Below are 25,558 nucleotides of genomic sequence, written 5' to 3'. Positions count from 1 at the left end.
GACCCTTCTAAATTATCGCTTCGATCACAGCGGAAATACCGATGTCTAAAACCCAAAAATAAATTGTGACAAACACAACGGTGCCGATAACAATGAGTGAATAGTTCGTCAGTTCTTTACGATTGGGCCAGCGAACTTTTTTAAGTTCCGCCCAGCTTTCAGAGAAAAAGGAAAACAGAGACTTGAAACTACGTTTCACGCCGACTACACCTCCAAAAAACTATCTGGTTTCGCGATGAGGAGTTTGCTCGTTACAGAACTTGCAAAATTTCTTCATCTCCATGCGGTCGGGGTGATTTCGCTTGTTCTTTGTGGTTGTGTAGTTTCTTTGTTTGCAGCTTGTACAAGCCAAAGTGATAATTACCCGCATGATTTGCACCTCCCGAAGACGTCCTTCTTCATCAGAAGAACCGATATTGATCCTAGTAGAAAGATCGGTTTGTCCTGTAACAGACAATCGAAATTCCTGCGAGATGAACAAAACCGTTGTTCCAATGCTGTAACAACGTTCCATTCATAAAACACGCGAATTTAGGCCTACCTAAAACACTTTATCACATGGTTGACGCCTTTTCAAGCCTTTTTCTCTCTGAATGCGGGCTGCATTTACTTACCATTATGGTCATACTTCCAATAACTGAAACACCGGGATTTCGAAATGAAGTAAAAAAAGGCTCAAATTGAGCCTTTCACACATCGTTCATTCTTCTAATTATCCCGAACCTCCAGATAGCGTTCAAGCTTACGCTTTACCCGCTGGAGGGCATTATCAATAGATTTAACATGACGTCTCAAATCTACTGCGATCTCTTGATAGGAACGGCCATCTAAATAAAGCATCAGCACTTTCCGCTCCAGATCACTCAGTATTTCAGACATTTTATCTTCCAAGCCAACAAACTCTTCCTGGTTAATCACCAGTTCTTCTGGATCGGATACCGCCGTACCGCATATAACATCCAGCAGTGTACGGTCTGAATCCTCATCATAAATCGGCTTATCCAGAGAAACATAGGAATTCAGTGGAATATGCTTCTGTCTCGTCGCGGTCTTGATTGCCGTAATGATCTGCCGCGTGATGCACAGCTCAGCGAAAGCCTTGAACGAAGAAAGCTTGTCCCCTTTAAAATCACGAATTGCCTTATAAAGGCCGATCATGCCTTCCTGGACAATATCCTCGCGATCCGCGCCAATAAGAAAATAAGAACGAGCTTTGGCACGTACAAAGTTCCGGTACTTATTGATCAAATATTCAAGCGCCCCGCTGTCACCTTCACGGACCGCCTCGACAATGTCTTCATCACTTATCAAATCATACCCTGACATCATGACTTCCTTGAGGTTGACACTCAATAGAATCCCTCCGGCCCGGAACGCACGGTACCCCGTCACTCGCTTGAAATATATGACAAGTATATATGATGTCCATAAGACCGTCAACCACGTCATCCCTAAATTAGAACGATAATAACATAAATGTAAAGACTTTCATGATTTGCTCCACCAGTTCAATTATTCACGGCGCCATCGCTCAAACATTTTACGGACATCCTCAGACAGTTGGCCATCTAGTGTGTTTCTCGTTGATTTAGCCTGGTCCTCTTTAATTTTGAGTTTTACTTCCCGTTCACTTTGCTCCACTTGACTGAGCAGTTCACGGGCTGAAATCCGTAGAGCACCGAGTGCAAAAATAATGTGCTGCTCCATCAGGTCACTTGTAGCGACATATATTTTACGCCGACGGTGACTGAAATCTACAACAAGACGTTCAATGCATTCATCGGCAGTTTCTTTTTCCTTGGTGAAGTATACTTGCACCTTACCCTGAGTAAAAGATTTGCCCAGCCCCGGTACACGGTAAGCGTCAAAAACAGCAATGACACGAAGGCCCGAGAAAGCCTGGTAATCGGCCAGTTTCTCCAGAAGAGCATCCCGAGCCTCCTGCATACCAATATTTGCGAGTTGTGCAAGGAAAGGCCATCCGCCGATCATGTTATAACCATCGACCAGCAGCACATCCCGCCAATCGGCCATCCGCTCTAACCTTGAAGACGGCGACGGCGTAGTACTTCATACATTACGACACCGGCAGCCACCGATGCATTCAGCGAGTTGATCTGGCCTGCCATTGGCAGCTTGACAAGGACGTCACACTTCTCACGGATGAGCCTGCCCATTCCTTTGCTCTCATTGCCGATTACGATCGCAACCGGACCATTAAACACCTCAGTATCATAGATCTCTTCAACCGCATCTACGACCGTTCCGACAACCCATACTCCCATTTCTTTCAGCTGCTCTATCGTTTGAGCGAGATTCGTAACTCTTGCCACCGGGACATACTCAACAGCGCCAGCTGAAGTCTTGGACACAGTAGCTGTAATCTGCGCAGAACGCCGCTTTGGCAGGATAACACCGTGTGCACCTGTGCAATCAGCCGTTCTTAGAATGGACCCAAGGTTATGTGGATCCTCAATTTCATCGAGAATCAACAGGAATGGGGCCTGTCCCTTATCTTCGGCAATTTTCAGAAGGTCATCTACTTCCACATACGCATAAGGAGCGGTCTGAGCAACAACACCTTGGTGCTGTACCCCCGGCACCATCTGATCCAGTTTGCGTTTATCGACATTTTGAATAACAATACCCAGCTTTCTGGCTTCGGCGATAATTGGCATCGTCAAATGCTTCTGCGCATTTTCGGCTATCCAGATCTTGTTGATCGTACGCCCTGAGCGGAGCGCCTCGGTGACGGAGTGCTTACCCGCAATGATTTCTTCTTCCTGCATAACTATTTTCCTCCTGCATACCTGTCCGGACCTTAACACTTAAAGCCGGCGGTTAAATTTATTCTGTTTATACTTTTTTCTGCTATTCAGCGGGATTAACCATATACTCGATGGCTTGCCCGATTAATTCCCGAAGACGGTCATGGTGTTCTACATAATAAAGATAACCTATCAGGCATTCAAAAGCCGTGGCATGCCGATACTCCAGAACGTCGGCATTCTTCGGAAGACTGCCTGACTTGGCATTCCTTCCCTGCCGTACAATATCCCGTTCTTCTTCCGTCAACATTGGGTCAAGAAAAGACAAAATTCGACTCTGTGCTTTTGCTGACACAAGGTTTGTAGCTGTACGATGTAAATGATGCGGCCGGAGATTCGGCAAGGAGATCAAATACTGGCGAACCGCAACTTCATAAATTGCATCTCCAATGTAGGCGAGCACGATAGGTGGAATGAGGCGGACGGGCCTGGAAGGAGGGAAGGGAAACCATCCCCCCTCCAGTTCCTTGTTGTCACCGCCGCTCATTTGCGCCGCCAGCGCATGCCCTGCGCCGTATCCTCAAGCACAATGCCTTCCGCAGCCAATATGTCACGGATTTCATCAGCTCGTGCCCAGTCTTTGTTACTGCGGGCAGCGGATCTTTCCTCGATCAGCCGCTCAATATCTTCATCAAGCAGTTCATCTGCAGATGAGTCTACAATGCGTAATACTCCGTTCATTTCTTCAAAAGCATCCAGAACCGTCTGAAGATCCTCTGCCGGTACGGAAGCCTGCTGCAGAAGATGGTTCGTCTCAGTTACCCATTGGAACATGGCTGTGATGGCATCCGGGGTATTGAAATCATCCTGCATCTTGTTGTGGAACTCGGCAAGAACCTCTGTCATTTTTCGAGCAACTTCGACTCCTGTTTTTCCTTCTGTCGAACCGACTGCATTCTTTAGACGATGTCTTACGTTTCCAACCGCGTTCGCAATCCGGTCTATGCCGTTCTGCGCTTGGTCCATAACTTCATCACTATAGTTTAATGGATTACGGTAATGCGTCGAGAGCATGAAATACCGGATAGCTTCTTTAGTATATTGCTCACGTAAATCCTTTACTAATACCCCGTTTCCAAGGGATTTTGACATTTTTTCATTGTTAATCCGAATATAACCGTTGTGCATCCAGTAATTCGCAAGCGGCTTCCCTGTCAGCACCTCCGACTGAGCCACCTCGCACTCATGGTGAGGGAACTGCAAATCCTGACCTCCGCCGTGAATATCCAGCGTATCACCCAGATAACGACGTGCCATTGCCGAGCATTCAATATGCCAGCCTGGACGCCCGTCTCCCCATGGGCTTTCCCAGAAGATCTCTCCAGGCTTAGCCGCTTTCCAAAGGACAAAATCCTCAGGGCTTTCCTTCCGCTCATCCACTTCAATCCGGATACCGAACTGAAGCTCATCGATTTTTTGCTGGGACAGCTTGCCGTAATCGTCAAACTTGCGCGTTCGGTAGAAGACATCTCCACCGTTCTCGTAAGCGAAATCTCTTTCGATCAATTCACGAATGAAATCAATAATGCTGTCCATATTGTCGGTTACACGTGGATTAAGCGACGCCCGGGGAATGCCGAGTCCGTCCAAATCCTCAAAGTAGGCAGAGATGAAAGTGTCCGCAACCTCCGACACAGTTGTTCCGGTCTGCTCCGCTTTACGGATCATTTTGTCATCCACATCAGTAAAATTGACTACATAGTTGACCTGACTGCCCTGCTGCTCTAAATACGCGCGTACCACATCAAAAAAAATCATTGGACGTGCATTTCCGATATGGATGTAGCCGTATACGGTTGGGCCGCACACGTACATGCTTACCTTACCCGGCTCTTGGGCCTTAAACGTCTCCTTCATACGGGTTAACGTATTATAAATTTGAAGTGCCATTCGATGGTCACGATCCTTTCGTCTTATCGCTTTTGTAAATTTTTATGCAAAAAGGCTTCTAAATGATCCGCCTCTGGTGTCTGCCGTTTCTCATCTCTCAATGTTGCCAGCTCTTTACGCATATCGTCTATTTCTTTCTGCATGTCGCGAAGCATATCAACAATCGGGTCCGGAAGTTTGGTATGATCAAGCCGGTCGCGAATCCGCTCACCGTTCCGCTTCACAATTTTACCCGGGTTGCCGACAACGGTGCTGTTCGGAGGAACTTCACGTAGTACAACCGCATTGGAGCCGATGTTGCAGTTCTCACCAATAGTGAAAGATCCAAGAACTTTAGCACCCGACCCAATCACCACGTTGCTCCCAATCGTCGGGTGACGCTTCCCCTTCTCTTTCCCCGTACCACCGAGTGTCACACCCTGATAAATGACTACGTCATCACCGATTTCACACGTTTCCCCGATCACCACGCCCATCCCGTGATCAATGAACAGCCTCTTTCCGATTCGGGCTCCCGGGTGAATTTCGATGCCAGTCATGAACCGACTGAATTGTGAAATGATACGGGCCAGAGAGTACCAGCGCCGTTTGAACAGAGCATGGGCGATTCGGTGTAACCACAAAGCATGGAGACCCGAATATGTAAATACCACTTCAAAAAGCCCACGGGCAGCCGGATCATTCTCGAATACGGTCCTTATATCCGACTTTATCTGCTTGAACATAAGCGATCCTCCTCCCCCAGTTATACCCATAAAAAGATCAATTCAAATGGAAATAAAGACAGCGGACGTTTCTGCGAGAAACTTAAGAAAGTGTACGGTCCAAACTTAAACTTTCTTATATGCTAACAAAAAACGCCTCTGCAGCTTTCGCTGCAGAGGCGTCAGACACGCGGTTCCACTCTGCTTGAACCGGCAATATTCCTCCCATATCCTGAGACGGACGGCCCGGTTACACTTCAAGTCATTAACGGTGACAGCCGGTATGATCTAACGATACGATTCGCTTCAACCATACAGCTCACAGGCGCATTTCCGCTTAACGACAACCGGATAACTTTCAGCCTGGAAGAATCAAGTTGCCCTGTCTTCTTCCGGTTATCCTCTCTGGATGATGTCGATCTTTACGCGTACTTCTCCTGATCTAAGCTTTTCGATTTGCACTTTCTTATATATTACCCAAAAGACCGTGCGCTGACAAGAAGATATACATCCATGTTCAGGAAATGTTTTAGACTCCCTTGATCTGAGAACGCAAACGGTCAAGCACCTTGTCTTTGCCAAGCAACCATATCGTCTGATTCAGATCACGGCCGTGCATCTGACCTGTCAGAGCCACACGGATCGGCATAAAGAGCGCTTTGCCTTTAAAGCCGGTTTCCTTTTGCACTTCTTTGATTAAGGCTGCAATTTTAGCTGCTGCGAATTCCTCAGACTGTTCCAGCTTCGCTAGGAAGGCTGAAAGCACAGTTGGAACTTGTTCTTCAGCAAGAATCGAGATACCTTCCTGATCCAGCTCCAGATGAGTACGGAAAAACATTTCAGACAGATCAACAATTTCGGATGCAGAGGTCATTTGTTCCTGATAGAGAGCAACGAGCGCTCTAGCCCAGTCTTCCTGCTCCGGCGTCAATTCAGCAGGCAGGCGTGAAGCGCGCTGCAGATGCGGAATGGCCAGGTCTGCAATCCGGTTTGGATCGGCCTTCTTAATATATGAATTGTTCAAATAAGCCAGTTTGTTCGTATCGAACACTGCAGGGCTCTTCGAAAGACGGTTCGCATCAAAGATATCAATCAGCTGCTCTTTCGAGAAAATTTCTTCCTCTCCTTCTGGAGACCATCCCAGCAGAGCGATGAAATTGAACAAAGCTTCCGGCAGATAACCGAGCTGATCATACTGCTCAATGAACTGGATGATCGATTCATCACGCTTGCTCAGCTTCTTGTGATTCTCGCCTACGATCAATGTCATATGGCCGAATCTAGGCGGCTCCATACCGAGCGCTTCATAAATCATGAGCTGGCGAGGCGTATTGGAGATATGATCCTCCCCCCGCAACACATGGGTAATCTTCATCAGATTATCGTCGATCGCAACCGCAAAGTTGTATGTCGGGATACCGTCTTTTTTCACAATGACAAAGTCACCAGTTTCTTTGGTGTTGAAAGAAATCGTGCCTTTGACCATATCATCAAATGTATATACTTTATCTTCCGGAACACGGAAGCGAATACTCGCAACCCGTCCTTCCGCTTCAAACGCGCGGCACTGTTCGTCCGTCAAATCACGGTGTTTGCCTGAATAACGAGGGGTTTCCCCGCGTGCGGTCTGTTCCTCCCGCTCCTTCTCCAGCTCTTCCTCGGTGCAGTAGCACCGGTAAGCAAGCCCACAATCCAACAGATCCTGCCAAAACTTGCGGTAAATGTCAAGTCGTTCCGTCTGACGATAAGGACCGTACTCGCCCCCCACATCGATGCTTTCATCCCAATCCATACCCAGCCACTTCAAATATTTAAGCTGGCTTTCCTCTCCGCCAGCCACGTTACGCTTCACGTCCGTATCTTCAATACGGATTATAAATTTACCATTGTGCTTACGTGCGTATAAATAATTAAATAATGCCGTTCTGGCATTGCCAATATGTAAATGTCCCGTTGGACTCGGTGCGTAGCGCACACGGACTTCTTCGGTCATTTCTAACCCCTCCGTTCGCTTCTTTCAAAGATTCTTTCAAGATGATAGCATACCTTGAACAAGGCACACAATAGATTGTGCGGCGATCCCTTCGCCCCGTCCTGTAAAGCCAAGCTGCTCTGTCGTTGTTGCCTTAACGTTAACCTGCGCTTCATCCGCTTCAAGCGCCTTGGCGATAACTTTTGTCATCTCCGGTATATACGGCGCCATCTTCGGCTTTTGCGCAATAATCGTACTATCCACATTCCCGAGACGATAGCCTTTTTCTTTCGCCATTTCCCATACTTGTTCCAATAGCTTCAGACTGTCAGCGTCTTTGAAAGCCGGGTCATTATCCGGAAAGTGACGCCCAATATCGCCAAGACCTAAAGCACCCAGAACGGCATCCGTGATTGCATGCAGCAGTACGTCAGCATCAGAATGCCCTACCAAACCTTTTTCATACGGAATGGTCACGCCACCGATAATGCACGGTCTTCCTTCCACGAGCTGATGCACATCAAATCCCTGACCTACTCGAATCATCTACATCTCCCCCTTGTTTTTCTTCAAGTAGAAACGGCTTTGCCGTCCTTAAAGACGGCGGCCGTTTCTGCGAGAAATATAAGAAAGTAAAGTCCACAATTATACTTTCTTATATTTTAAAAAAGCAGCGTACTCCAAATCTTCCGGCGTTGTAATCTTGATGTTCGTATATTTCCCTTCCGCCACAGCAACCGGCAAACCTGCTCTCTCCAGCAGCATCGCATCATCTGTTCCGGAAAAACCGTTCTGCTGAGCTGACTCATGTGCAGCCAGCAGGTCAGAAAGACGAAAAGCCTGTGGGGTCTGAACAGCCCACAGACTATGACGTTCAGGCGTTGCTGTAATTAGCCCCTGTACGTTCACTTGTTTAATCGTATCCTTCACAGGTACACCAAGAACAGCAGCACCTTCGCGAAGAGCCGTTTCGCGGCAAGAATGAATCTCATCGTGGGTAACAAACGGTCTGACACCGTCATGTATCATTACCCATTCTGTATTCAATTGCTTGATCCCTTGGTAAACCGATTCCTGCCGTTCACTGCCACCTGAGATTACAGCCGACACCTTGTCCAGCCCGTATTCCTTCACCCACTCCTCACAGCGGGCAACATCATCCCGGCCCGTAACAAGCACGATCTCCTGCAACCACGGCAGTTGGTTGAATATATCCATTGTATGCACCACGATCGGTCTGCCGCCAATTTGCAAAAACTGCTTGCTCTCACGGGTTCCCATTCGCGAACCTTTACCCGCTGCCACGATAACAGCACCGAAGCTCGTATTCATGCCAAAACCCCTGTCTTTACCCGGCTCCTGGTAACATTCCCCCATGCCGGGAACGGATATGTACAGTACACACTCCATCATACCCCGTTTACTGGGCTTTTTCCAACAGTTTCGGTTTCGCAAAGATCATCCGTCCAGCGGATGTCTGCAGCACGCTGGTCACCAGCACTTCCATCATCGAACCGATATATTCGCGTCCGCCTTCTACAACGATCATCGTTCCATCATCGAGATAAGCTACGCCCTGACCATGCTCCTTGCCATCCTTAATGATCTGTACCAAAATCTCTTCTCCAGGCAGCACGACAGGCTTAACCGCATTGGCGAGATCATTGATGTTAAGAACCGATACACCTTGTAGTTCGCAAACTTTGTTCAGATTGAAATCATTCGTAACCACTTTACCCTGAAGAACTTTAGCCAGTTTAACCAGCTTGCTGTCCACCTCGGATATTTCATCGAAATCTCCTTCATAGATGAGAACCTTCACATCCAGCTCTTTCTGGATTTTATTCAAAATATCCAGGCCCCGCCGGCCGCGGTTACGTTTTAGCAAGTCCGAAGAATCTGCAATGTGTTGCAGTTCCTCAAGTACAAATTCCGGTATGACGATCGTTCCCTCAATAAATCCTGTTTTGCAAATATCAGCGATTCTGCCGTCAATGATCACGCTGGTATCCAAAATCTTATGTTCCTCGATTCGCCGTCCTTCAGGCTCAGCAGATTGACTCCATCTTCCTGACATCCAGAGTGAAGCAAGCTCTTCCTTTTTCTCCAGACCAATCCGCATGCCGACATATCCCCCGAGCATGGTAATGCCCACCTGTAGCAAACGTCCCCCTTGACCAAGCCAGGTAAGACTTGGAGATAACAACAGCGACAAAAGTAAACCCCCGAGCAGACCCGCGGTACCAGCAGCAAGATCATTCATTGGTATCCGAGAAAAGGATGCAATCATCGACTGAATTCTGCCATCGAACCGGTCTGCAACAAGTACTCCAATCATCCCGAATAGCAGTCCTCCGAGCAATGCAAATACACCACTTCCTCCGGCGAACAGTCCTTGACTGAAGACCAAGGAAAATTCAGGGAACGACCGTTCCACCATATGATATAACGTATACCCACACCATGCTCCGCATAGTACCGTAAATGCTAAGATAGCTTTTTTTAACATGAGTTCGGCGCACCTCCTTTTTCATAGTTCATTGTATATTTTCCAGTATGGTCCAATTATCCGAGCTATAATCGTACTTAAAGTGTTTTTTCTCAAATTATAGCCAATGAGAATAAATTTCTATGGTTTAGAAATAAAGGGAACCTTTCCGGTAGAGGCTGTGTTAAGCTGTAAACACAAGGGAAATAGAACCATTCCTTCCTTTCCTGTGTGTTAAAATTGGTTGAAATTCCCTGAACGGCTGGAATATAATGAACACAATTCAATTCATAATATCGATATCGAGGTGGATGATTATAATGAGTGCTCCTAGTTTACAGGCTTTTCAGGACCAAGTTTCGGAATTGTTGCTCCGTCACCGCAGTCTTTTGGATGTACTGTCCAAGAATGGTCAAAGCAATGCGTCAGTCAATCGGGCTGTTACCAAAGCTATTACTGAATGCGGTTGCATCGAACTTCACGCCACGAAGCAAACCTTCGATATGGGTGCTGATCTCGAACAGGCCAAAGAACTCGCGGGTACTCACGTTGACGGCCATCTGTGCGAAAATTGCCGGGAAGCTATTAGTTCCGAACTCGGCCGTAACCTGTTCTATATGTCCGCTATGGCTAATTTATTGGACATTCAGTTGGATGAAGTCGTCGTTAAGGAATCCCAAAAATGCTCAACACTCGGTTTGTTTAACCTGTCGTAGGATTCACTTTTGGCTCCGCCCTATAAAAAATAAAAAAGCATTTATATCACTGCCACAGGACAGTGAAATAAATGCTTTTTATTATGCAATCTTATAAAAGAGCGGCCTCATTCCGGGCCGCTCTTATTTCGAACTGAAACGGCTCAGCACTGAAGGGTGCAGCTGTTTCACAGGGTTGTCTATTAACGGTCCGAGGAATGATAAGCCTCATCTGAATTTCGGTCTTCTTGACGTTTCTTACGGCTCAGCTTGCGAAAATTTTGTTTCAAACCGTATCCCGCATAAAGCAACAGCGGCACGAAGATCAGCTTGGAGGTTTGTTCTGGAAAAAATACGGCTACCATTACTGCAGCGATGATCACAATAGGAGTGAACTTGATCGCTTTCTTCGGCAAGCCAATTTTTTTAAAGTTCGGATACTTGACACTGCTGATCATGAGATAAGAAAGCAATAGCATGGCAATGATCATATAAGGTGCTGTAATCTCTTCATGAAACAGTGCAAGAGTAGCCAGTACTCCACCCGCTGCCGGAATCGGCAAACCGATGAAATATCCCGGGATACCGGGACGAACGTTAAAGCGAGCCAGGCGAAGTGCACCGCACATCGGGAAAATAGCTGTAACCGTCCACGCAAAAGCATCGTTGATACCTGTAAGAGCAACGGTGTACATAATGAGCGCAGGTGCCACGCCGAATGAGATCACATCGGACAAAGAATCCAGTTCCTTACCGAATTCACTCTGCGCATTCAGCGCGCGTGCAACGCGGCCATCCAATCCGTCGAGAAGCATGGCAATGATTATCATAATGGCAGCCATACTTGTATTTCCTGTAGTCGCCAAGATAATGCCAATCATTCCGAGAAACAGGTTACCTAAAGTAAACATGTTCGGAATTGACTTCGTCATTTGTATATTCACCTCGTTAAATTTTACATCACATTCATCGATTGTATGAGTTTTACATTTGTCTGTCAATAAATACTTGTTCTTGCAGTCTTTTTAAGCCGTCCTTAATTGTACGCGCACGCACTTCGCCGATCCCGTCCACTTCATCCAGTTCATCAATGGTAGCAGACATAATGCTCGGTAAATCTTCAAACCGATCCACCAGATTGCGGATAATTACATTAGGCAGACGAGGGATCTTGTTCAGAATGCGGTAACCGCGCGGCAGAATTTCCTCCTCAGAGGTCGCTGCAGCGGATGGATATCCAAGAATTCGAACGATGTGATGCATATCAAGAAGCTCATCATCCGTTAAGCGTTTCAGCGACATGATGATTTCCCGGATTTTATCTTCGCTGTATTCACGGGCATAATCGGCGTACAGCAGCCAGGCCTCTTCCTCAATATTGCTGACCAGCTCATCCATTTGCATACTGATTAAACGTCCTTCATTGCCCAGTTCATTGATGTAACGCTTGATTTCCTTCTTGATACGGAGTACCATTTCAACCCTCTGGATGACATTCACAACTTCAGGGATGGTAACCAGTTCCTCGAATTCTGAAGCCGAAAGATTCGTTAAGGACTGGTTTAACACCACTCTGTATCTTTCCAACGTTTGAATGGCCTGATTAGCCTTTGTCAAAATGACGCCGATTTCCTTCAGCGCGTAACGTATCGACCCTTGATATAACGTGATGATGTTTCTGCGCTGGGAAATGGAAACCACCAACTTACCGGTCTGTTTTGCTACCCGCTCCGCCGTCCGGTGACGAATCCCCGTCTCTGAAGAGGATATCGAGGAGTCCGGAATAAGCTGAGTATTCGCATATAAGATCCGTTTAAGGTCCTCACTCAAAATAATGGCCCCATCCATCTTCGCCAGTTCATACAAATAGTTAGGCGAGAAATCACAATTGATGGAAAAACCGCCATCAACGACCTCCATCACCTCCGGACTGTAGCCGACGACAAGCAACGCGCCGGTCTTTGCCCTTAGCACATTCTCAAGCCCGTCGCGAAACGCTGTTCCTGGCGCCACCAGCTTCAGCAGATCATTCATTTTGTCCAGTTGGCTTGTTTCTTTCACCTTAGTATGCCCCCTAATCTAACGCAACCGCTAGTGCATCTGCCACGGTATTGACTCCAATTATTTGTATGCCTTTCGGATGCTTCCAGCCCTTCAAGCTCTTCTCAGGCATAAGTACTCTTTTGAATCCAAGCTTTTCTGCCTCTTTTACCCGCTGCTCCGCTCGGGAAACGGCACGGACTTCACCGGTCAGCCCCACCTCGCCGAATATGACATCATATGGCTTCGTTGGCATATCCCGAAAGCTCGATGCGATGCTGACTGCAATGGCCAAATCTACCGCTGGTTCATCCAGCTTAACCCCGCCTGCGACATTCAGATAGGCGTCCTGATTTTGCAGGAACATGCCCATTCGTTTCTCAAGTACAGCAATAATTAAATTCATCCGGTGATGATCCACCCCTGTACCCATTCTTCGCGGTGAAGGAAAATGGGTTGACGAGATGAGCGCCTGAAGTTCCACCAGTACTGGACGGGTGCCTTCCATACTCGCAACAACGGTTGATCCGGCAACACCGAGCGGCCGTTCTGATAAAAATAGCTCGGATGGATTGCCCACCTCACGCAATCCTTCTTCACCCATCTCAAAAATTCCGATCTCGTTCGTGGAACCAAAGCGGTTCTTCACCGCGCGAAGAAGGCGATACGTGTGATGCCGCTCTCCTTCAAAATACAATACACAGTCCACCATATGCTCAAGCAATCGTGGACCCGCGATCGCACCTTCCTTGGTCACATGACCAACGAGAACAGTAGCAATTCCTTTTACCTTAGCCAGACGCATGAATCTTGCTGTGCATTCCCGAACTTGAGCAACGCTACCGGGTGCACTTGACACTTCCGGCTGGTACACGGTCTGGATGGAGTCGATGACAACGAATTGAGGCTGCACGTTCTCAATCGCTTCCTCAATGGTATCCAGATTCGTCTCGCACAGAACAAAAAGTTCCGGTGACAGCGCTCCAAGACGGTCAGCTCGAAGTTTCGTCTGGCGCACTGATTCCTCCCCGGAAATGTACAACACCCGAAGTCCGTTTCGCGCCAGCTGATTGGATGTTTGGAGCAGCAGAGTAGATTTCCCGATTCCCGGATCGCCGCCTACAAGCACAAGTGAACCCGGGACGAGACCGCCGCCGAGTACACGGTTCAGCTCTATAATCCCGGTCTCGATCCGGGGTTCCTTACCGCTTTCTATATTTATGATCGATACGGGCTTTTCTTTACTATGAAAAAGGGGAGAATTCATCCCCTGTGTCTTGATGACTGTCTCTGTTTCTTCCACCATCGAATTCCAGGCCTGACAGCCCGGGCATTTACCGTACCATTTCGGCGATTCATAGCCGCAGTCGGTGCAGAAAAATTTTGTTTTTGTTTTTGCCATAGCCTCTCCTTTATGATATGCATCATCTGCCTATATTCGTCAAAACTTTGCAAAATCAGGCATTACTCAAAGTTTACCATTTATTATAATTCATCGTAAAGAACATTCAAAAAGTTTACTATAAGTGCGTGTTCAAAAAGGTCGGTTTTCAGCACCGAGGCATATGCTTCCGATGTGCGTTTTTTCAAAACGCTTGAGTTGAATGAAGCTAGGGACTGAGGAGCGGAGCTGCACGTTTTCGTAGAAAACGTCTTCGGAAGCATCAGCTGTTTTGGGTACGTGAGCACCTAAAATGTTTCCGGAGGAAACATTTTAGCTGAATTCAAGATTCGATGCCGAGCCCACTTCCTGATTCACTTCGTGATCAAAAGCGGACTTTTTGAACAACCTCTAAAAAAAGAGAACCCCGCCGGCAGTATACCAGCGGGGCCTCTTATAGACTACCCTGTTATTCAAATTTCGTTATAGCGGATTGCGTGCTCGTCTTCGTGACGCTTAGCTCACCATTCTCTTCATCAATAACCAGTTCGTCACCCTTCGCGACATTTCCTTTCAGAAGCTCCTCAGACAAACGGTCTTCGATATGCTTCTGAATAGCTCTGCGCAGCGGCCTTGCACCAAATGCAGGGTCATACCCTTCCTTGGCCAGGAAAGCTTTCGCTTTATCTGTCAGTTCGAATTCTACTTCGAATTCACGCAGACGCTTGCGAAGCTCATCGGACATCAGCGTCACAATTTCGGCGATGTGCTTCTCTTCGAGCGAATGGAATACGATGATTTCATCGATCCGGTTGAGGAATTCAGGACGGAAGCTCTTCTTCAGCTCATCCATCACTTTATCCTTCATGTTGTTGTAGTCTCTGCCCGCATCACTTACAGCTGTAAAACCAAGCGTAGAGTTGCGCTTAATCGCTTCAGCACCCACATTCGATGTCAGAATGATCAATGTGTTACGGAAGTCGACAACACGGCCTTTAGAGTCAGTCAGACGTCCGTCTTCCAGTACTTGAAGAAGAATGTTGAATACTTCCGGGTGAGCCTTCTCAATCTCATCAAGAAGGACAACGGAGTATGGCTTGCGGCGAACCTTCTCTGTCAATTGACCGCCCTCTTCATAACCAACATATCCCGGAGGTGCTCCAACGAGACGAGCCGTGGAATGTTTCTCCATGTATTCCGACATATCGATCCGAACTACAGCATTCTCATCTCCGAACATGGCTTCTGCAAGTGCTCTGGCCAGCTCGGTTTTACCGACACCGGTAGGTCCGAGGAAAATAAACGAGCCCATCGGACGCTTCGGATCTTTCAATCCGGCACGTGCCCGGCGAACTGCCCGGCTAACAGCCTTAACCGCTTCTTCCTGACCGATGACGCGGCCGTGCAGCAACTGTTCCATATTGAGCAAGCGCTCAGTTTCTTCTTCTTTAAGTTTATTTACAGGAATACCCGTCCAGTTAGCTACCACATCTGCGATGTCCTCCGGAGTAACCTCCGAATCTGTACGACCCTGCTTCTCTTTCCATTGGTTTTTCGTAATTTCAAGTTCTTCCCGCAGCTTCTGCTCGGTATCGCGGAGTGCAGCCGCTTTTTCAAACTCTTGGCTCTGAACGGCAGCGTCTTTCTCCTTACGAATATCCTCCAGATGCGACTCTTGATCCTTCAGATTCGGCGGAATCGTATACGTATGCAGGCGAACCTTGGATCCTGCTTCGTCAATCAGATCGATCGCTTTGTCCGGCAGGAAGCGGTCTGTAATGTAACGGTCAGACAGTTTAACCGCCTGTTCGATAGCTTCATCGGTAATCTTCACCCGGTGATGGGCTTCATAACGGTCACGTAATCCGTAAAGAATTTGAATAGCTTCTTCCGGAGAAGGCTGATCCACAGTAATCGGTTGGAAACGGCGCTCGAGTGCAGCATCCTTTTCGATATACTTACGGTACTCATCAAGTGTTGTAGCTCCGATACACTGCAGCTCACCACGTGCAAGGGATGGCTTCAAGATGTTGGAGGCATCAATGGCACCTTCAGCTCCACCAGCCCCAATCAAGGTATGCAGCTCATCAATAAAGAGGATGATGTTGCCGGCCTGACGGATTTCGTCCATGATTTTCTTCAAGCGATCTTCAAATTCACCGCGGTACTTCGTACCCGCGACTACGGAGCCCATATCAAGGGTCATCACTCGCTTGTCGCGGAGCGTTTCCGGAATTTCGTTGTTAATAATCTTTTGGGCGAGACCTTCCGCAATTGCGGTTTTACCTACCCCAGGCTCACCAATCAGAACCGGGTTGTTCTTTGTACGGCGGCTAAGCACCTGAATGACACGCTCGATCTCTTTACTACGGCCGATTACCGGGTCCAGATTGCCTTCTTTAGCAATGGCCGTAAGGTCACGTGCGAGGCTATCAAGCGTTGGCGTATTCACATTTTGCGGCTGTCCGTGATGACTCGAAACGGCTTCACTGCTGCCAAGTAGCTGAAGCACTTGCTGGCGGGCCTTGTTCAGGCTTATGCCAAGATTGTTAAGTACTCGGGCTGCCACACCTTCGCCTTCGCGAATCAAACCGAGCAGGATATGTTCTGTGCCTACATAGGTGTGTCCCAGCTTGCGGGCTTCATCCATTGAAAGCTCAATTACCTTCTTGGCTCTCGGTGTATATGCAATATTCGTCGGCTGCTCTTGACCGCGGCCAATCAATGTTTCTACTTCGTCCTGTATCTTCTCAAGCCCCAGGCCGAGACCAATCAACGCTTTAGCGGCAATGCCGTCTCCTTCACGGATGAGTCCCAGCAGGATATGTTCTGTGCCTATGTTGTTGTGCCCCAAACGCACGGCCTCTTCCTGAGCCAATGCAAGCACTTTTTGCGCACGTTCCGTAAATCTGCCAAACATCATAGTATTGCACCTCCACGAATGATTGTTTTATAACTCCGAATGATGCAAAATGAAGCCGCTCAAATGTGCAATATATAGATGAGATCAATCGTCCTAACCTATATATCGTTGATTTTAAACCGCTTTTTGGATTTTTGCAAAATTCCCATTTGTAGCATTATTGTTGTCGATTACCAAGGATTTCCCGAATCAGTTTTGCTCGGTGAACATCACGTTCTCCCGGATTCATCAAATCACCAAATCTTTTTTGCAGAAACCCAGGCTGGGTCATAACATTAAGCTCATTCATCACTGAGCTCGGCGGTCCTTGCAAAAGTCCCAAATCAACCCCAAGCCTAACGTCAGATAGGCGCTGTGCCGCTTCCTTCGATTCCATAACAGCTGCATAGGATAGTATTCCGTATGAGCGCATCACGCGATCGGTAATCCGCAGCTTTGATTCACTCAGCAGCCGTTCACGGGCGTTCTTCTCATGTTCTATGATTTGAAGTGCAACGCTGTGCAAATTATCTATAATTTCGGACTCGGTCTGCCCCAGCGTAATCTGGTTGGAAATCTGAAATAAATTTCCTACAGCCTCACTGCCTTCACCATACATGCCTCGGACCGTAAGCCCTACCTGTGACACGGCTGACAAAATACGATTAATCTGCTGTGTCATGACGAGCGCAGGCAAGTGCATCATGACTGATGCCCGGAGCCCTGTTCCGACATTCGTCGGGCAACTCGTAAGATACCCGCTTTTGTCATCAAAGGCATAGTCGACCTGATCTTCAAATAAGTCATCCAAAGCTGTAGCTCTATCCCAAGCTTCGCGGACCTGAAATCCAGGATACAGACACTGAATCCGTAGATGGTCCTCTTCATTGATCATGACGCTTACCGATTCGTCCTCGGTAAGTATGACCGCTCCGTTCCGGGATTCATTCGCCAGAGCCGGGCTGATCAAATGTTTCTCAACGAGCACTTTCTTATCCAGTTCCTCCATATCATCCAAAATAATGGTATGAAAAGATCCTAATTCCTTCAACTCTTCCTGATCTTTCAATACACCAGTCAGGCGCTCAAGCACTTCTGCCGACTGCTGGTTGGTCGCAAGCAGCGGAAAAGGAAGATGCTGCAGATTTCGCGCCACCCGAACCCGGGTGCTGATGACTATATCAGAATCCTGACCGTTACCGCGCATCCATTCGCTCAGCGCCTGTTCGGTGAACCGGAGATTCGACATCACGCATTCCTCCTATATCAAATGCAACTTAAGTTTCAACCATCCTAGCCTTAAACGATACTCTTTTCCAGCTCACGGATCTGGTCGCGTATTTCAGCAGCAAGCTCGAACTCCTCTTGAAGAATCCGGTACTGCAATTCTTTCTTAAGCTCATCAATTTTGCGTTTCACCTGAATCTTGCCGCCGCTCCGTTTCGGAATCTTGCCCACATGTGTTGTATTTCCGTGAACCCGCTTAAAGAGCGGATCCAGCCGATCCGAGAAATGTTTGTAACAAGAACTGCAGCCAAACCGGCCGAGCTTGCTGAACTGTGAATAGGTCATGCCGCATTCCTCGCAGCGTGGGGCTTGCTGCCCCCTTGAGCCTGAAGCTTGACCTTTTCCTGTAGGATCCAGATCGAGCAGCCCTGACAAAAGGCTGTGAATAGAGAATCCATTCGACGTCCCAGGGATCATCTCCCCTTTTTCACGGGCACAAGATTCACAAAAGTGAAATTCCGTCTTCTCTCCGTTCACAATCTTGGTGAAATGGAGCGTCGCCGGCCGTTTACCGCATTCTTGACACACCATATTCATGACCCTCCTTATAACACAGACTCATTTACCCAACAAAGAAACAAGCATCGCCTTCATGATTCTTGCACGAAGCTCGTCGCGGTAAGGAAGTTTGACGTTTAGACACTCCCTTGAGATAGCTGCCCGCATGAGACATGCTTCACGTGTCGTCAAAAACCGCGACTCCTCAAGCTGGTAAATCAGCCCCTCCGCTACCGTCTGATCAATAAAGTTACCAATTGAATGATGCAGATGGTGATGAAGTGCTGTATGCTTCGGAAGCTCAATACGCTGAATACGTATGTAACCGCCGCCCCCGCGCTTGCTTTCCACCAGATACCCCTTCTCTAACGTGAAGCGGGTGCTGATCACATAATTGATCTGGGAAGGCACACATGAGAATTTGTCCGCGAGATCGTTGCGCTGGATTTCAACCGTGCCCTCCGTGCTGTCTTGCAATATACCCTTCAAATACTGCTCGATAATATCAGAGATATTACGCATGTTCATTCATCCTCCACTGCTTGAAACGCTAAGCCGTAATGATCTTACACGTCCGCACAGAGCCTTGCCTATACGTTAATTTTAACCATTTTGGAACTCGTTTGAATCGACTGTTGCTGACTTTGACTTTCTTTGACTTTGAATTTATTATAGCACATTTTTTCATTTTGCCAAGAGGTCTCTTATTTCAGTCTAACCGTTAAAAAGTGATTATATTCCGTTCGACTACTCTTAATCCATAACCAAAAAAGACCCCGCATATCATCCTGCGAGGTCTTGCGTACGATTATTGTGTCTTTATGCTTCTACTTTACGGTCGATCAAGTAAACCATAGCATATATGAAACCTGCGGCGAGCAGCATCTCAAATACATGGGGTCCTAAAGGTATCTCAATGAACTCATTATTAATCGTAGCCATACCACCCTGCTCTACACTGAATGAGAATGCCTGACCGACCCAGCCATTGTCGAAGGTGAATATTTTAAATTCCAGCCATTCTATCGCAGTTTGGATGGCAAAAAAGAACAGGATACCAATCCACAGGCTCCCTTTCTTACCTATAGCCCGGGCAACTGTAATCGATAAAAAGATAACCAGCATTACAAACGTGAATTTCCAAATACCGGCTACTGCGGCCACGACATAGTCTAATGCGACGAAACTCGACCAGCGTACAACATATTCGAGCCCTTCTATCTTCCAGAGTATCGTCATGTGCAGGATAACCAAAACCATAAGGATCAGCATACTAATCCATGACTGTATTAGCGACGACACTATACTCCAAATGGAACGGACCGGCAGCAGACGGCGGTTATACACTTTGATGTTCTGATCAAATGTTCGGCATACCATTACAATCAGAATGGTGCTCACCACTCCGTATGCAAGCATACTTAAAGCCAGCATAACCCCAAATTCCCATCCGCGCATGTAACCTGCCGACGTGATTAATATCTGAACGATCAGAAGAATGGTCATCAGACCAAGAACCGAGCTTGCGTTACGCTTCCAGTCGTATTTCAGCAATCTCATCATTCTGCAAACACCTCTTTAAACATTTCATCTACACTTTTTCCGTGCTGAAGACGAATATTCTCAACTTCTTCATGCATGACGATCTCACCATTGCGAATAAAGACCACCTCATCAAAAATGCGTTCAATGTCTCTAACCAGATGTGTCGAAATGATGATACTGCTATCCTCATTATAAAATTCCACAATCGCATTGAGAATTTTGCCGCGCGCCACCGGATCAACTCCTCCGATCGGTTCATCGAGCAAGTACACATATGCATTACGTGAAAGAGATAGTGTCAGCTGCAGCCGCTCATTCATCCCTTTGGATAATGAACTAATCTTGTCATTCAAGTTTAAGTTCATAAATTCCAACATATTGTGAGCTTTCTCAACATCAAAGTCAGCATAAAAATCTTTGAAATAGCTGATCGCATCGGATACTTTCATCCATGATTCCGTAAGCGGACGGTCTGGCATAAAGGAGACCATCGCTTTTGTCGAAAGTCCCACAGGGGTACCTTTGATGGTGACGGACCCTGCTGAGGGCTGAACAAGACCTGCCGCAATTTTCATCATTGTACTCTTGCCGCTGCCGTTCGTCCCGAGCAAACCAATGATTTTGCCTTCAGATATGTTCACCGACACATTATGCAGCGCAATTTTACCGCCGTAGTTCTTAGACACCTCTTTAAACTGTATCAAGTGTTCCATCTTAGTAGTATCCCCCCTTCTATTCGGATTCCTTACTGTCATCGTTAACGGCTTCAGCTACGATAGCCATAATGTCTTGATCTTTAAAGCCAAGATCCTGCATACCTCGGATAAAATGCTCCAGCAGTTCACCGGCCATTTCCTTTTTAATCGTCATGATCTTAGATCCCTCACTCGTCACGTATCTTCCCAATCCGCGCCGCGTCTCAACAATGCCTTCACGCTCCAGTTCTTGAAAGGTACGCTGCACCGTATTGGGGTTAATCTGAAGGTCTGCTGCCAGCTCCCGAACGGATGGAATTTTATCACCGGGCTGCAGGCTTCCTCTTACGATTTCTCTTTTTAAATAATTCATGATTTGTAAATAGATCGGCAGGTTATTGTCGAATTCAATAGTCACTTTCAGTTTTGCTCCTTTCCGCCGCTCTCCTCTATAAGTTAGTTCCTAGATTCTTCAAGCGACATCCCGTTTTTTAAACGTAACAAAGCCTGTGACAAGAAACAAGAGGAGATATACAGCCAGCACGATGGCTGAGAACGTCAGTGACATGCCGGGAATCGGTGACCCTGGACCACCACTGTAAATCGAGAGATCAACATTAAAGAACGGAAGGTACTTTGCCCAAGAATAGCTTGCCAGCAATTGAGTAACCAAGCTTTCGACGACAACCATGAACATCCCGATCCCAATCGCAGGTCCTGTCGATTTCGTTAAAATACCGACGGCAAACGTAAATGTAACATACATCAAAGTATAGATTAGGCCGTACACCGCAGCTAGGAGCACGTCCTGGAGGTTCGCGGATCCTTCACCCATACCGAACATTGCAGCCCCTGTCGCAAGCCCGATGACAAGCGCAAATGCAATCAGTGACATAATGTACAACACAATGACGACATATTTCGAGGCCAAAATCTTGCTACGACTCTGTGCACGGATCAGCAACAGTTTGATCGTACCGAAGCTGTGTTCCTTGGCAACAGATCCGGCAGTTACAACGATGGCAAGCATCGTTAAAATTTGGCCCATTCCTTTGGAGGCTACGACCATTTTGGCATATTCGAACCCTGTACCTGTATCACCGCCCGCGTATGAATTTATCATGTAAGCCACAAACAAAATCATGGCTGCCACTAAAATATACGGTACAAAAAAACTTTTCTTCTTAAACATTTTCAACCATTCATTTGTGACGAGATTTCCAAAGCTACGCAATGCGGTTGCCCCCTGTCCATTTCAAAAATTCTTCTTCTAATGATTGTTTCATCTCTTCAATCCGATAAATGGCCACTCCAGCATCCCCCAGAATCTTGATCAGCTGTGGTATCATTTCATCTTTCACCTGGAGCCCGACTTCGTTTCGTTCCGGCTGAACACCAATCACTTTGACTTCATCCAGCGTGTGTACAGCCTCCAGCACTTGCTGAGTATCATTGACACGGAAAGTCACCGAAACCAGATCATTCTGTGGCTCACTGCCTATTGGACGCTCAGTCACGAGCTTCCCTTCCTGTATCACGATAACTCTACTACACATTAACTCCATCTCAGACAGCAGATGACTTGAGACCAGAACAGCAATGCCCTCTTCTCTCGCGATCAGCTTCAGGTAATCACGCATTTCCCGGATACCAGCAGGGTCCAGCCCATTCGTTGGCTCATCCAGAATTAAAATAGACGGCTCATGAAGAAGCGCTTGAGCAATACCGAGTCTTTGTCTCATTCCCAGGGAATAAGCACGGACTTTCTTGTGAATAGCGTCCTGTAGTCCGACCAGCTTGATGACCTCGTTAATTCTTGATTCATTAATTCCTTCAGACATCCGCTGATACTGCTTCAGATTGTCGTATCCACTCATATACGGATAAAACTCCGGATTTTCAATAATCCCGCCAATATGGCGTATCGCTTTTACAAACTGGTTTCGAATACTATGTCCTCGTACAATGACGTCGCCCTGGGACATCTTAATCAGTCCGACAATCATTCGGATTGTAGTCGTCTTTCCGGCTCCGTTCGGTCCAAGAAGACCTACAACCTCACCTTGGTGTATATCAAAAGACAATCCGTCTACGATGTTCTTGTTTCCGATTGTCTTAGTGATTTTCTCTGCACTCAGTACAACCGAACTTGGTTTATTTATGGATGCGTTCATCGTTCCACTTCCTTTGTGTTAGTGTTATAGTTAAATAGTACACTAGGTTAGTGGTTGTGTAAAGGGCAATCTGCTGATTATTTTTTTGAGATATGAAACTGGCTGAAAAATCAAGTGATCGGATAACTTGAGAATGTTGATGTAACAAGGATTTTTAGGTGTTTGGCATCACATTTTGACGAGCACAGATTGCAGAAACTTGAGTATTTACATTCCACATGTTGGAATATATACTTCATCATATAACCAAAAGGTTATAAATGGAGGAGTTTGAAATTGACTGATATTTATCGAGCTGTTTCGGATCCCGTCCGAAGACGGATTTTGAAAATAGTTGCTCATCAGGAGAAAACACAGAGTGAAATTGTGAAGGAGTTTATTATTTCGCAGCCGGCGGTGAAGAAACACTTGGCTATTTTATTGGAGGAAGAGTTGATTTTAGAGCGAAGGGAAGGCAAGTACTGTTATTACCGATTGAACACACCGATTTTTCAGCATCATTACCAGCGACTGCAGCATGAACTTGGCCTTATTTTGGAAAACAAATTGAACGATCTGAAACATTATTTAGAGGAGGATATGTAGATGGAAACCACATTTACAACGTTGAAACGGGAGATTGTCATTCGTACTACCCCTGAGCGTGTATGGAAGGCGCTTACGGTACCAGAGGAACGAAACCGCTGGGAAACAAGAATCTGCTTAATTGAGCTTAAAGTTGGTGGAGCTATCGAGCTTGATTATGGATGGGGAGTCTCGTACGAGGAATGATTACCGAGCTTGTCGAACCATGCAGAATGGTAATCGCAGACGATGAGAACGAACTTACGATCTGGACACTTGAACCTCATGCAGAGGGAACTCTTGTCGGCATTGAATATACCGGCCTATGGCCTGGTGATCTTGGGATCATGTCGATGGAGAACATGGCCTATGGTACATACCGGTTTATGACAAATATGAAGAGTGTTCTGGAAAGCAGTCAAGATATTCGCTCATCCTTTTGGAAGAGCTGGATTGGGACGAAGCATATTTCTTACGAGAGCAGCGAGACGAAGGGAGTTAAAGTTGTGCAGGTTATTGAAGGTACACCAGCAGACGGTGTTCTTCAGGAAGGTGATATTATTACCCATCTAAACATGACGGGTGTTCAGAGCTATGATGAACTGGAAGAGAAGATTACTAGTATGGAGCCTCTTAAAGTCTTGAAGATTAAGTATCTAAGAGGCGGTGTAGTTGAGGTTGCTGAGCAATGACTGTACCTTTTGGACAGAGACAAGAGCCAGTACAAACTTCTTCAGAATAAAATAGCTTAAAAGCCATGGCTGCTGAAAGAAAAGCGCTCATGGCTTTTTTTATGGAGTATCATCCCTAACAGCGAATTGTAACATTTTTCCTGGACCGTACGTCATTAAAGATAGGAGTTCAATAATTGAATATATGGAAGGAGGCTTTCTAATTGAAGAAGCTATGGATCCATAGAGCAGCACTTTTGTTTATACTGCTTCTCACCCTGATATCTGGCTGTACGGATCCACAAGTTGATGAGGAGAAGGATGTAATTAGCAACCACGGAATGACCGTGACGAATCTTGACAGGCTGGATGCTTTTATGAAGGAATCAAAAGGTACTCAGCGTGTCGTTCATTACACTATTGAAGGGGATCCCCTCTTTTATGTCTTAAAACATAACAATAATCAGATCGAGATGCAATATGACACAACTCAAGATAAGTTCGGAACACCCAAAGTATATAAATATACATGTGACAAACTCAATAAAGTAGAGACCGATACTTTGTTAGGGTATACATTAACGGGGTGTGACGGGGATAGAAAAGAAATTCAGATACTTCAAATCCCATTTGATGTTCAGGGACAGGATACTTTTGATTTTGTTTTAAAGTACGGCCCAGCATTAAAAAATGAGATTAATACGGTGAATCAAGTTTTAGTTAAAGACCTTCAAAACGGAGAAACTGCTGTGGTATCTGATTTTCAATTTACACCGGAAGAGCGCCAAAAAATATACAAGGCAATGGTTCTCGCCAATTACCTAGAAGAGAAACAATTATCGACCGTCTGTAATCAGAAACCACATGAGAAATATGATCTCACGGTTTATATTAACAACCGGGATCTTCATTATGAATGGTCTGAATGTGACAAAACAGAAGATGCTCAGCAGATGAAAGCATTGATTAATGAAATCATCAACATCCTGAAGGCAAAAGATGTTTACAAGCAGCTTCCTGCGGTTAAAGGCGGATATGAATGACAGTAAGTATTATAGACAAGAAAACACCGTTGTTGATTACTCAACAACGGTGTTTTCTGTGTGCTTGGCGACGTCCTACTCTCCCGGGACCCTTCGGTCCAAGTACCATCGGCGCTGGAAGGCTTAACGGTCGTGTTCGGGATGGGTACGCGTGGAACCCTTCCGCTATCGCCACCAAACG

At 46.6% G+C, this 25,558-nt stretch carries 29 protein-coding genes and 1 rRNA gene; 5 read left to right on the top strand and 25 right to left on the bottom strand.

Annotated elements, in window-relative coordinates; all coding sequences use genetic code 11:
• Positions 1-7: 7 nt before the first annotated feature.
• The 12 genes from secE to B9N86_RS02220 all read right to left on the bottom strand — a co-directional run bounded on the left by secE (position 8) and on the right by B9N86_RS02220 (position 9,903).
• Positions 8-199 carry a preprotein translocase subunit SecE gene (gene secE, locus B9N86_RS02275; protein WP_208917591.1) on the bottom strand — a complete coding sequence of 64 codons (192 nt, stop codon included), beginning with the start codon at positions 197-199 and terminating at the stop codon, positions 8-10.
• A gap of 21 nt (positions 200-220) precedes the next feature.
• Positions 221-370 carry a 50S ribosomal protein L33 gene (gene rpmG / locus B9N86_RS02270; protein ID WP_006212941.1) on the bottom strand — a complete coding sequence of 50 codons (150 nt, stop codon included), beginning with the start codon at positions 368-370 and terminating at the stop codon, positions 221-223.
• Positions 371-708: 338 nt separating this feature from the next.
• Entirely contained in the window at positions 709-1,353 is a 645-nt protein-coding gene (gene sigH, locus B9N86_RS02265; RefSeq protein ID WP_208917590.1) for an RNA polymerase sporulation sigma factor SigH, read from the bottom strand.
• A 159-nt stretch (positions 1,354-1,512) separates the two neighbouring features.
• On the bottom strand, positions 1,513-2,034 hold the full coding sequence (locus B9N86_RS02260) for an NYN domain-containing protein (RefSeq protein ID WP_208917589.1): 522 nt from the start codon (positions 2,032-2,034) through the stop codon (positions 1,513-1,515).
• A 5-nt stretch (positions 2,035-2,039) separates the two neighbouring features.
• Positions 2,040-2,789, bottom strand: coding sequence for a 23S rRNA (guanosine(2251)-2'-O)-methyltransferase RlmB (gene rlmB, locus B9N86_RS02255; protein ID WP_208917588.1), 750 nt, complete (start codon positions 2,787-2,789; stop codon positions 2,040-2,042).
• Between the two features lie 82 nt (positions 2,790-2,871).
• Positions 2,872-3,315: a Mini-ribonuclease 3 gene (locus tag B9N86_RS02250; protein WP_208917587.1), complete on the bottom strand. Its 444-nt coding sequence runs from the start codon at positions 3,313-3,315 to the stop codon at positions 2,872-2,874.
• The gene (gene cysS / locus B9N86_RS02245) at positions 3,312-4,718 is read right to left on the bottom strand and encodes a cysteine--tRNA ligase (protein ID WP_208917586.1); all 1,407 of its coding nucleotides are present in this window, start codon (positions 4,716-4,718) and stop codon (positions 3,312-3,314) included. Before cysS ends, B9N86_RS02250 begins: the two co-directional genes overlap by 4 nt.
• Positions 4,719-4,741: 23 nt before the next feature.
• Complete coding sequence (gene cysE, locus B9N86_RS02240) at positions 4,742-5,443, bottom strand: serine O-acetyltransferase (protein WP_208917585.1); 702 nt, start codon at positions 5,441-5,443, stop codon at positions 4,742-4,744.
• 508 nt (positions 5,444-5,951) lie between these two features.
• Complete coding sequence (gene gltX / locus B9N86_RS02235) at positions 5,952-7,415, bottom strand: glutamate--tRNA ligase (RefSeq protein WP_208917584.1); 1,464 nt, start codon at positions 7,413-7,415, stop codon at positions 5,952-5,954.
• Positions 7,416-7,451: 36 nt separating this feature from the next.
• Positions 7,452-7,940, bottom strand: a complete 489-nt coding sequence (gene ispF / locus B9N86_RS02230) for a 2-C-methyl-D-erythritol 2,4-cyclodiphosphate synthase (RefSeq protein ID WP_208917583.1) — start codon at positions 7,938-7,940, stop codon at positions 7,452-7,454.
• A 99-nt stretch (positions 7,941-8,039) separates the two neighbouring features.
• Positions 8,040-8,726, bottom strand: a complete 687-nt coding sequence (gene ispD / locus B9N86_RS02225; RefSeq protein ID WP_208920050.1) for a 2-C-methyl-D-erythritol 4-phosphate cytidylyltransferase — start codon at positions 8,724-8,726, stop codon at positions 8,040-8,042.
• An 88-nt stretch (positions 8,727-8,814) separates the two neighbouring features.
• Complete coding sequence (locus tag B9N86_RS02220; RefSeq protein ID WP_208917582.1) at positions 8,815-9,903, bottom strand: PIN/TRAM domain-containing protein; 1,089 nt, start codon at positions 9,901-9,903, stop codon at positions 8,815-8,817.
• 299 nt (positions 9,904-10,202) lie between these two features.
• On the opposite strand from B9N86_RS02220, the gene B9N86_RS02215 reads away from it, so the two are divergent.
• Complete coding sequence (locus tag B9N86_RS02215) at positions 10,203-10,598, top strand: nucleoside triphosphate pyrophosphohydrolase family protein (RefSeq protein WP_208917581.1); 396 nt, start codon at positions 10,203-10,205, stop codon at positions 10,596-10,598.
• 182 nt (positions 10,599-10,780) lie between these two features.
• Here B9N86_RS02215 and pssA read toward each other — a convergent pair whose 3' ends face one another.
• From pssA to B9N86_RS02155, 12 genes are all read right to left on the bottom strand, one after another.
• Positions 10,781-11,509 (bottom strand): CDP-diacylglycerol--serine O-phosphatidyltransferase, encoded by a 729-nt coding sequence (gene pssA / locus B9N86_RS02210; protein WP_208917580.1) that lies wholly within the window; start codon positions 11,507-11,509, stop codon positions 10,781-10,783.
• A 52-nt stretch (positions 11,510-11,561) separates the two neighbouring features.
• Positions 11,562-12,638 (bottom strand): DNA integrity scanning diadenylate cyclase DisA, encoded by a 1,077-nt coding sequence (gene disA / locus B9N86_RS02205; protein WP_208917579.1) that lies wholly within the window; start codon positions 12,636-12,638, stop codon positions 11,562-11,564.
• 13 nt (positions 12,639-12,651) lie between these two features.
• Positions 12,652-14,019, bottom strand: a complete 1,368-nt coding sequence (radA, locus tag B9N86_RS02200) for a DNA repair protein RadA (protein ID WP_208917578.1) — start codon at positions 14,017-14,019, stop codon at positions 12,652-12,654.
• A 448-nt stretch (positions 14,020-14,467) separates the two neighbouring features.
• Complete coding sequence (gene clpC / locus B9N86_RS02195) at positions 14,468-16,921, bottom strand: ATP-dependent Clp protease ATP-binding subunit (protein WP_208917577.1); 2,454 nt, start codon at positions 16,919-16,921, stop codon at positions 14,468-14,470.
• Between the two features lie 157 nt (positions 16,922-17,078).
• A complete protein-coding gene (gene mcsB / locus B9N86_RS02190) occupies positions 17,079-18,149 on the bottom strand; it encodes a protein-arginine kinase McsB (RefSeq protein ID WP_208917576.1) in 1,071 nt (356 codons plus the stop codon).
• A 50-nt stretch (positions 18,150-18,199) separates the two neighbouring features.
• Positions 18,200-18,718, bottom strand: coding sequence for a protein-arginine kinase activator protein McsA (gene mcsA, locus B9N86_RS02185; protein ID WP_208917575.1), 519 nt, complete (start codon positions 18,716-18,718; stop codon positions 18,200-18,202).
• Between the two features lie 27 nt (positions 18,719-18,745).
• Complete coding sequence (locus B9N86_RS02180) at positions 18,746-19,207, bottom strand: CtsR family transcriptional regulator (RefSeq protein ID WP_208917574.1); 462 nt, start codon at positions 19,205-19,207, stop codon at positions 18,746-18,748.
• Positions 19,208-19,504: 297 nt separating this feature from the next.
• Positions 19,505-20,248 (bottom strand): hypothetical protein, encoded by a 744-nt coding sequence (locus B9N86_RS02175; protein ID WP_208917573.1) that lies wholly within the window; start codon positions 20,246-20,248, stop codon positions 19,505-19,507.
• The gene (locus B9N86_RS02170) at positions 20,245-20,943 is read right to left on the bottom strand and encodes an ABC transporter ATP-binding protein (RefSeq protein ID WP_208917572.1); all 699 of its coding nucleotides are present in this window, start codon (positions 20,941-20,943) and stop codon (positions 20,245-20,247) included. Before B9N86_RS02170 ends, B9N86_RS02175 begins: the two co-directional genes overlap by 4 nt.
• A 19-nt stretch (positions 20,944-20,962) precedes the next feature.
• Positions 20,963-21,343, bottom strand: a complete 381-nt coding sequence (locus B9N86_RS02165; RefSeq protein ID WP_208917571.1) for a GntR family transcriptional regulator — start codon at positions 21,341-21,343, stop codon at positions 20,963-20,965.
• A gap of 54 nt (positions 21,344-21,397) precedes the next feature.
• Positions 21,398-22,159 carry a DUF2705 family protein gene (locus tag B9N86_RS02160; RefSeq protein ID WP_208917570.1) on the bottom strand — a complete coding sequence of 254 codons (762 nt, stop codon included), beginning with the start codon at positions 22,157-22,159 and terminating at the stop codon, positions 21,398-21,400.
• Complete coding sequence (locus tag B9N86_RS02155; RefSeq protein ID WP_208917569.1) at positions 22,152-23,099, bottom strand: ABC transporter ATP-binding protein; 948 nt, start codon at positions 23,097-23,099, stop codon at positions 22,152-22,154. The genes B9N86_RS02160 and B9N86_RS02155 overlap by 8 nt, the downstream gene beginning before the upstream one ends.
• A 276-nt stretch (positions 23,100-23,375) precedes the next feature.
• Between B9N86_RS02155 and B9N86_RS02150 the strand changes: the two genes are divergently transcribed.
• From B9N86_RS02150 to B9N86_RS02140, 4 genes are all read left to right on the top strand, one after another.
• Positions 23,376-23,684 (top strand): metalloregulator ArsR/SmtB family transcription factor, encoded by a 309-nt coding sequence (locus B9N86_RS02150; protein WP_208917568.1) that lies wholly within the window; start codon positions 23,376-23,378, stop codon positions 23,682-23,684.
• Entirely contained in the window at positions 23,685-23,870 is a 186-nt protein-coding gene (locus B9N86_RS30105; RefSeq protein WP_244562928.1) for an SRPBCC family protein, read from the top strand.
• The gene (locus B9N86_RS02145) at positions 23,867-24,355 is read left to right on the top strand and encodes a PDZ domain-containing protein (RefSeq protein WP_244562927.1); all 489 of its coding nucleotides are present in this window, start codon (positions 23,867-23,869) and stop codon (positions 24,353-24,355) included. The genes B9N86_RS30105 and B9N86_RS02145 overlap by 4 nt, the downstream gene beginning before the upstream one ends.
• A 203-nt stretch (positions 24,356-24,558) precedes the next feature.
• Positions 24,559-25,377, top strand: coding sequence for a DUF4362 domain-containing protein (locus B9N86_RS02140; RefSeq protein WP_208917567.1), 819 nt, complete (start codon positions 24,559-24,561; stop codon positions 25,375-25,377).
• A gap of 62 nt (positions 25,378-25,439) precedes the next feature.
• On the opposite strand, the gene rrf is transcribed toward B9N86_RS02140, so the two are convergent.
• A 5S ribosomal RNA gene (rrf, locus tag B9N86_RS02135) occupies positions 25,440-25,556 on the bottom strand.
• Between the last annotated feature and the right edge of the window lie 2 nt (positions 25,557-25,558).

Source organism: Paenibacillus uliginis N3/975 (assembly GCF_900177425.1).
Classification (GTDB): Bacteria; Bacillota; Bacilli; order Paenibacillales; family Paenibacillaceae; genus Paenibacillus_AQ; species Paenibacillus_AQ uliginis.
Note: the sequence above shows the minus strand (reverse complement) of the source record. Positions and strands in the feature narration are given on the sequence as shown.

Bases quoted from the DNA above. Each gene is read 5' to 3' on its own strand.
- rpmG (WP_006212941.1), bottom strand. From the start codon at position 370: ATGCGGGTAATTATCACTTTGGCTTGTACAAGCTGCAAACAAAGAAAC.
- B9N86_RS02260 (WP_208917589.1), bottom strand. From the start codon at position 2,034: ATGGCCGATTGGCGGGATGTGCTGCTGGTCGATGGTTATAACATGATC.
- rlmB (WP_208917588.1), bottom strand. From the start codon at position 2,789: ATGCAGGAAGAAGAAATCATTGCGGGTAAGCACTCCGTCACCGAGGCG.
- B9N86_RS02250 (WP_208917587.1), bottom strand. From the start codon at position 3,315: ATGAGCGGCGGTGACAACAAGGAACTGGAGGGGGGATGGTTTCCCTTC.
- cysS (WP_208917586.1), bottom strand. From the start codon at position 4,718: ATGGCACTTCAAATTTATAATACGTTAACCCGTATGAAGGAGACGTTT.
- cysE (WP_208917585.1), bottom strand. From the start codon at position 5,443: ATGTTCAAGCAGATAAAGTCGGATATAAGGACCGTATTCGAGAATGAT.
- gltX (WP_208917584.1), bottom strand. From the start codon at position 7,415: ATGACCGAAGAAGTCCGTGTGCGCTACGCACCGAGTCCAACGGGACAT.
- ispF (WP_208917583.1), bottom strand. From the start codon at position 7,940: ATGATTCGAGTAGGTCAGGGATTTGATGTGCATCAGCTCGTGGAAGGA.
- ispD (WP_208920050.1), bottom strand. From the start codon at position 8,726: ATGAATACGAGCTTCGGTGCTGTTATCGTGGCAGCGGGTAAAGGTTCG.
- B9N86_RS02220 (WP_208917582.1), bottom strand. From the start codon at position 9,903: ATGTTAAAAAAAGCTATCTTAGCATTTACGGTACTATGCGGAGCATGG.
- B9N86_RS02215 (WP_208917581.1), top strand. From the start codon at position 10,203: ATGAGTGCTCCTAGTTTACAGGCTTTTCAGGACCAAGTTTCGGAATTG.
- pssA (WP_208917580.1), bottom strand. From the start codon at position 11,509: ATGACGAAGTCAATTCCGAACATGTTTACTTTAGGTAACCTGTTTCTC.
- radA (WP_208917578.1), bottom strand. From the start codon at position 14,019: ATGGCAAAAACAAAAACAAAATTTTTCTGCACCGACTGCGGCTATGAA.
- clpC (WP_208917577.1), bottom strand. From the start codon at position 16,921: ATGATGTTTGGCAGATTTACGGAACGTGCGCAAAAAGTGCTTGCATTG.
- mcsB (WP_208917576.1), bottom strand. From the start codon at position 18,149: ATGTCGAATCTCCGGTTCACCGAACAGGCGCTGAGCGAATGGATGCGC.
- mcsA (WP_208917575.1), bottom strand. From the start codon at position 18,718: ATGGTGTGTCAAGAATGCGGTAAACGGCCGGCGACGCTCCATTTCACC.
- B9N86_RS02180 (WP_208917574.1), bottom strand. From the start codon at position 19,207: ATGCGTAATATCTCTGATATTATCGAGCAGTATTTGAAGGGTATATTG.
- B9N86_RS02175 (WP_208917573.1), bottom strand. From the start codon at position 20,248: ATGATGAGATTGCTGAAATACGACTGGAAGCGTAACGCAAGCTCGGTT.
- B9N86_RS02170 (WP_208917572.1), bottom strand. From the start codon at position 20,943: ATGGAACACTTGATACAGTTTAAAGAGGTGTCTAAGAACTACGGCGGT.
- B9N86_RS02155 (WP_208917569.1), bottom strand. From the start codon at position 23,099: ATGAACGCATCCATAAATAAACCAAGTTCGGTTGTACTGAGTGCAGAG.
- B9N86_RS30105 (WP_244562928.1), top strand. From the start codon at position 23,685: ATGGAAACCACATTTACAACGTTGAAACGGGAGATTGTCATTCGTACT.
- B9N86_RS02145 (WP_244562927.1), top strand. From the start codon at position 23,867: ATGATTACCGAGCTTGTCGAACCATGCAGAATGGTAATCGCAGACGAT.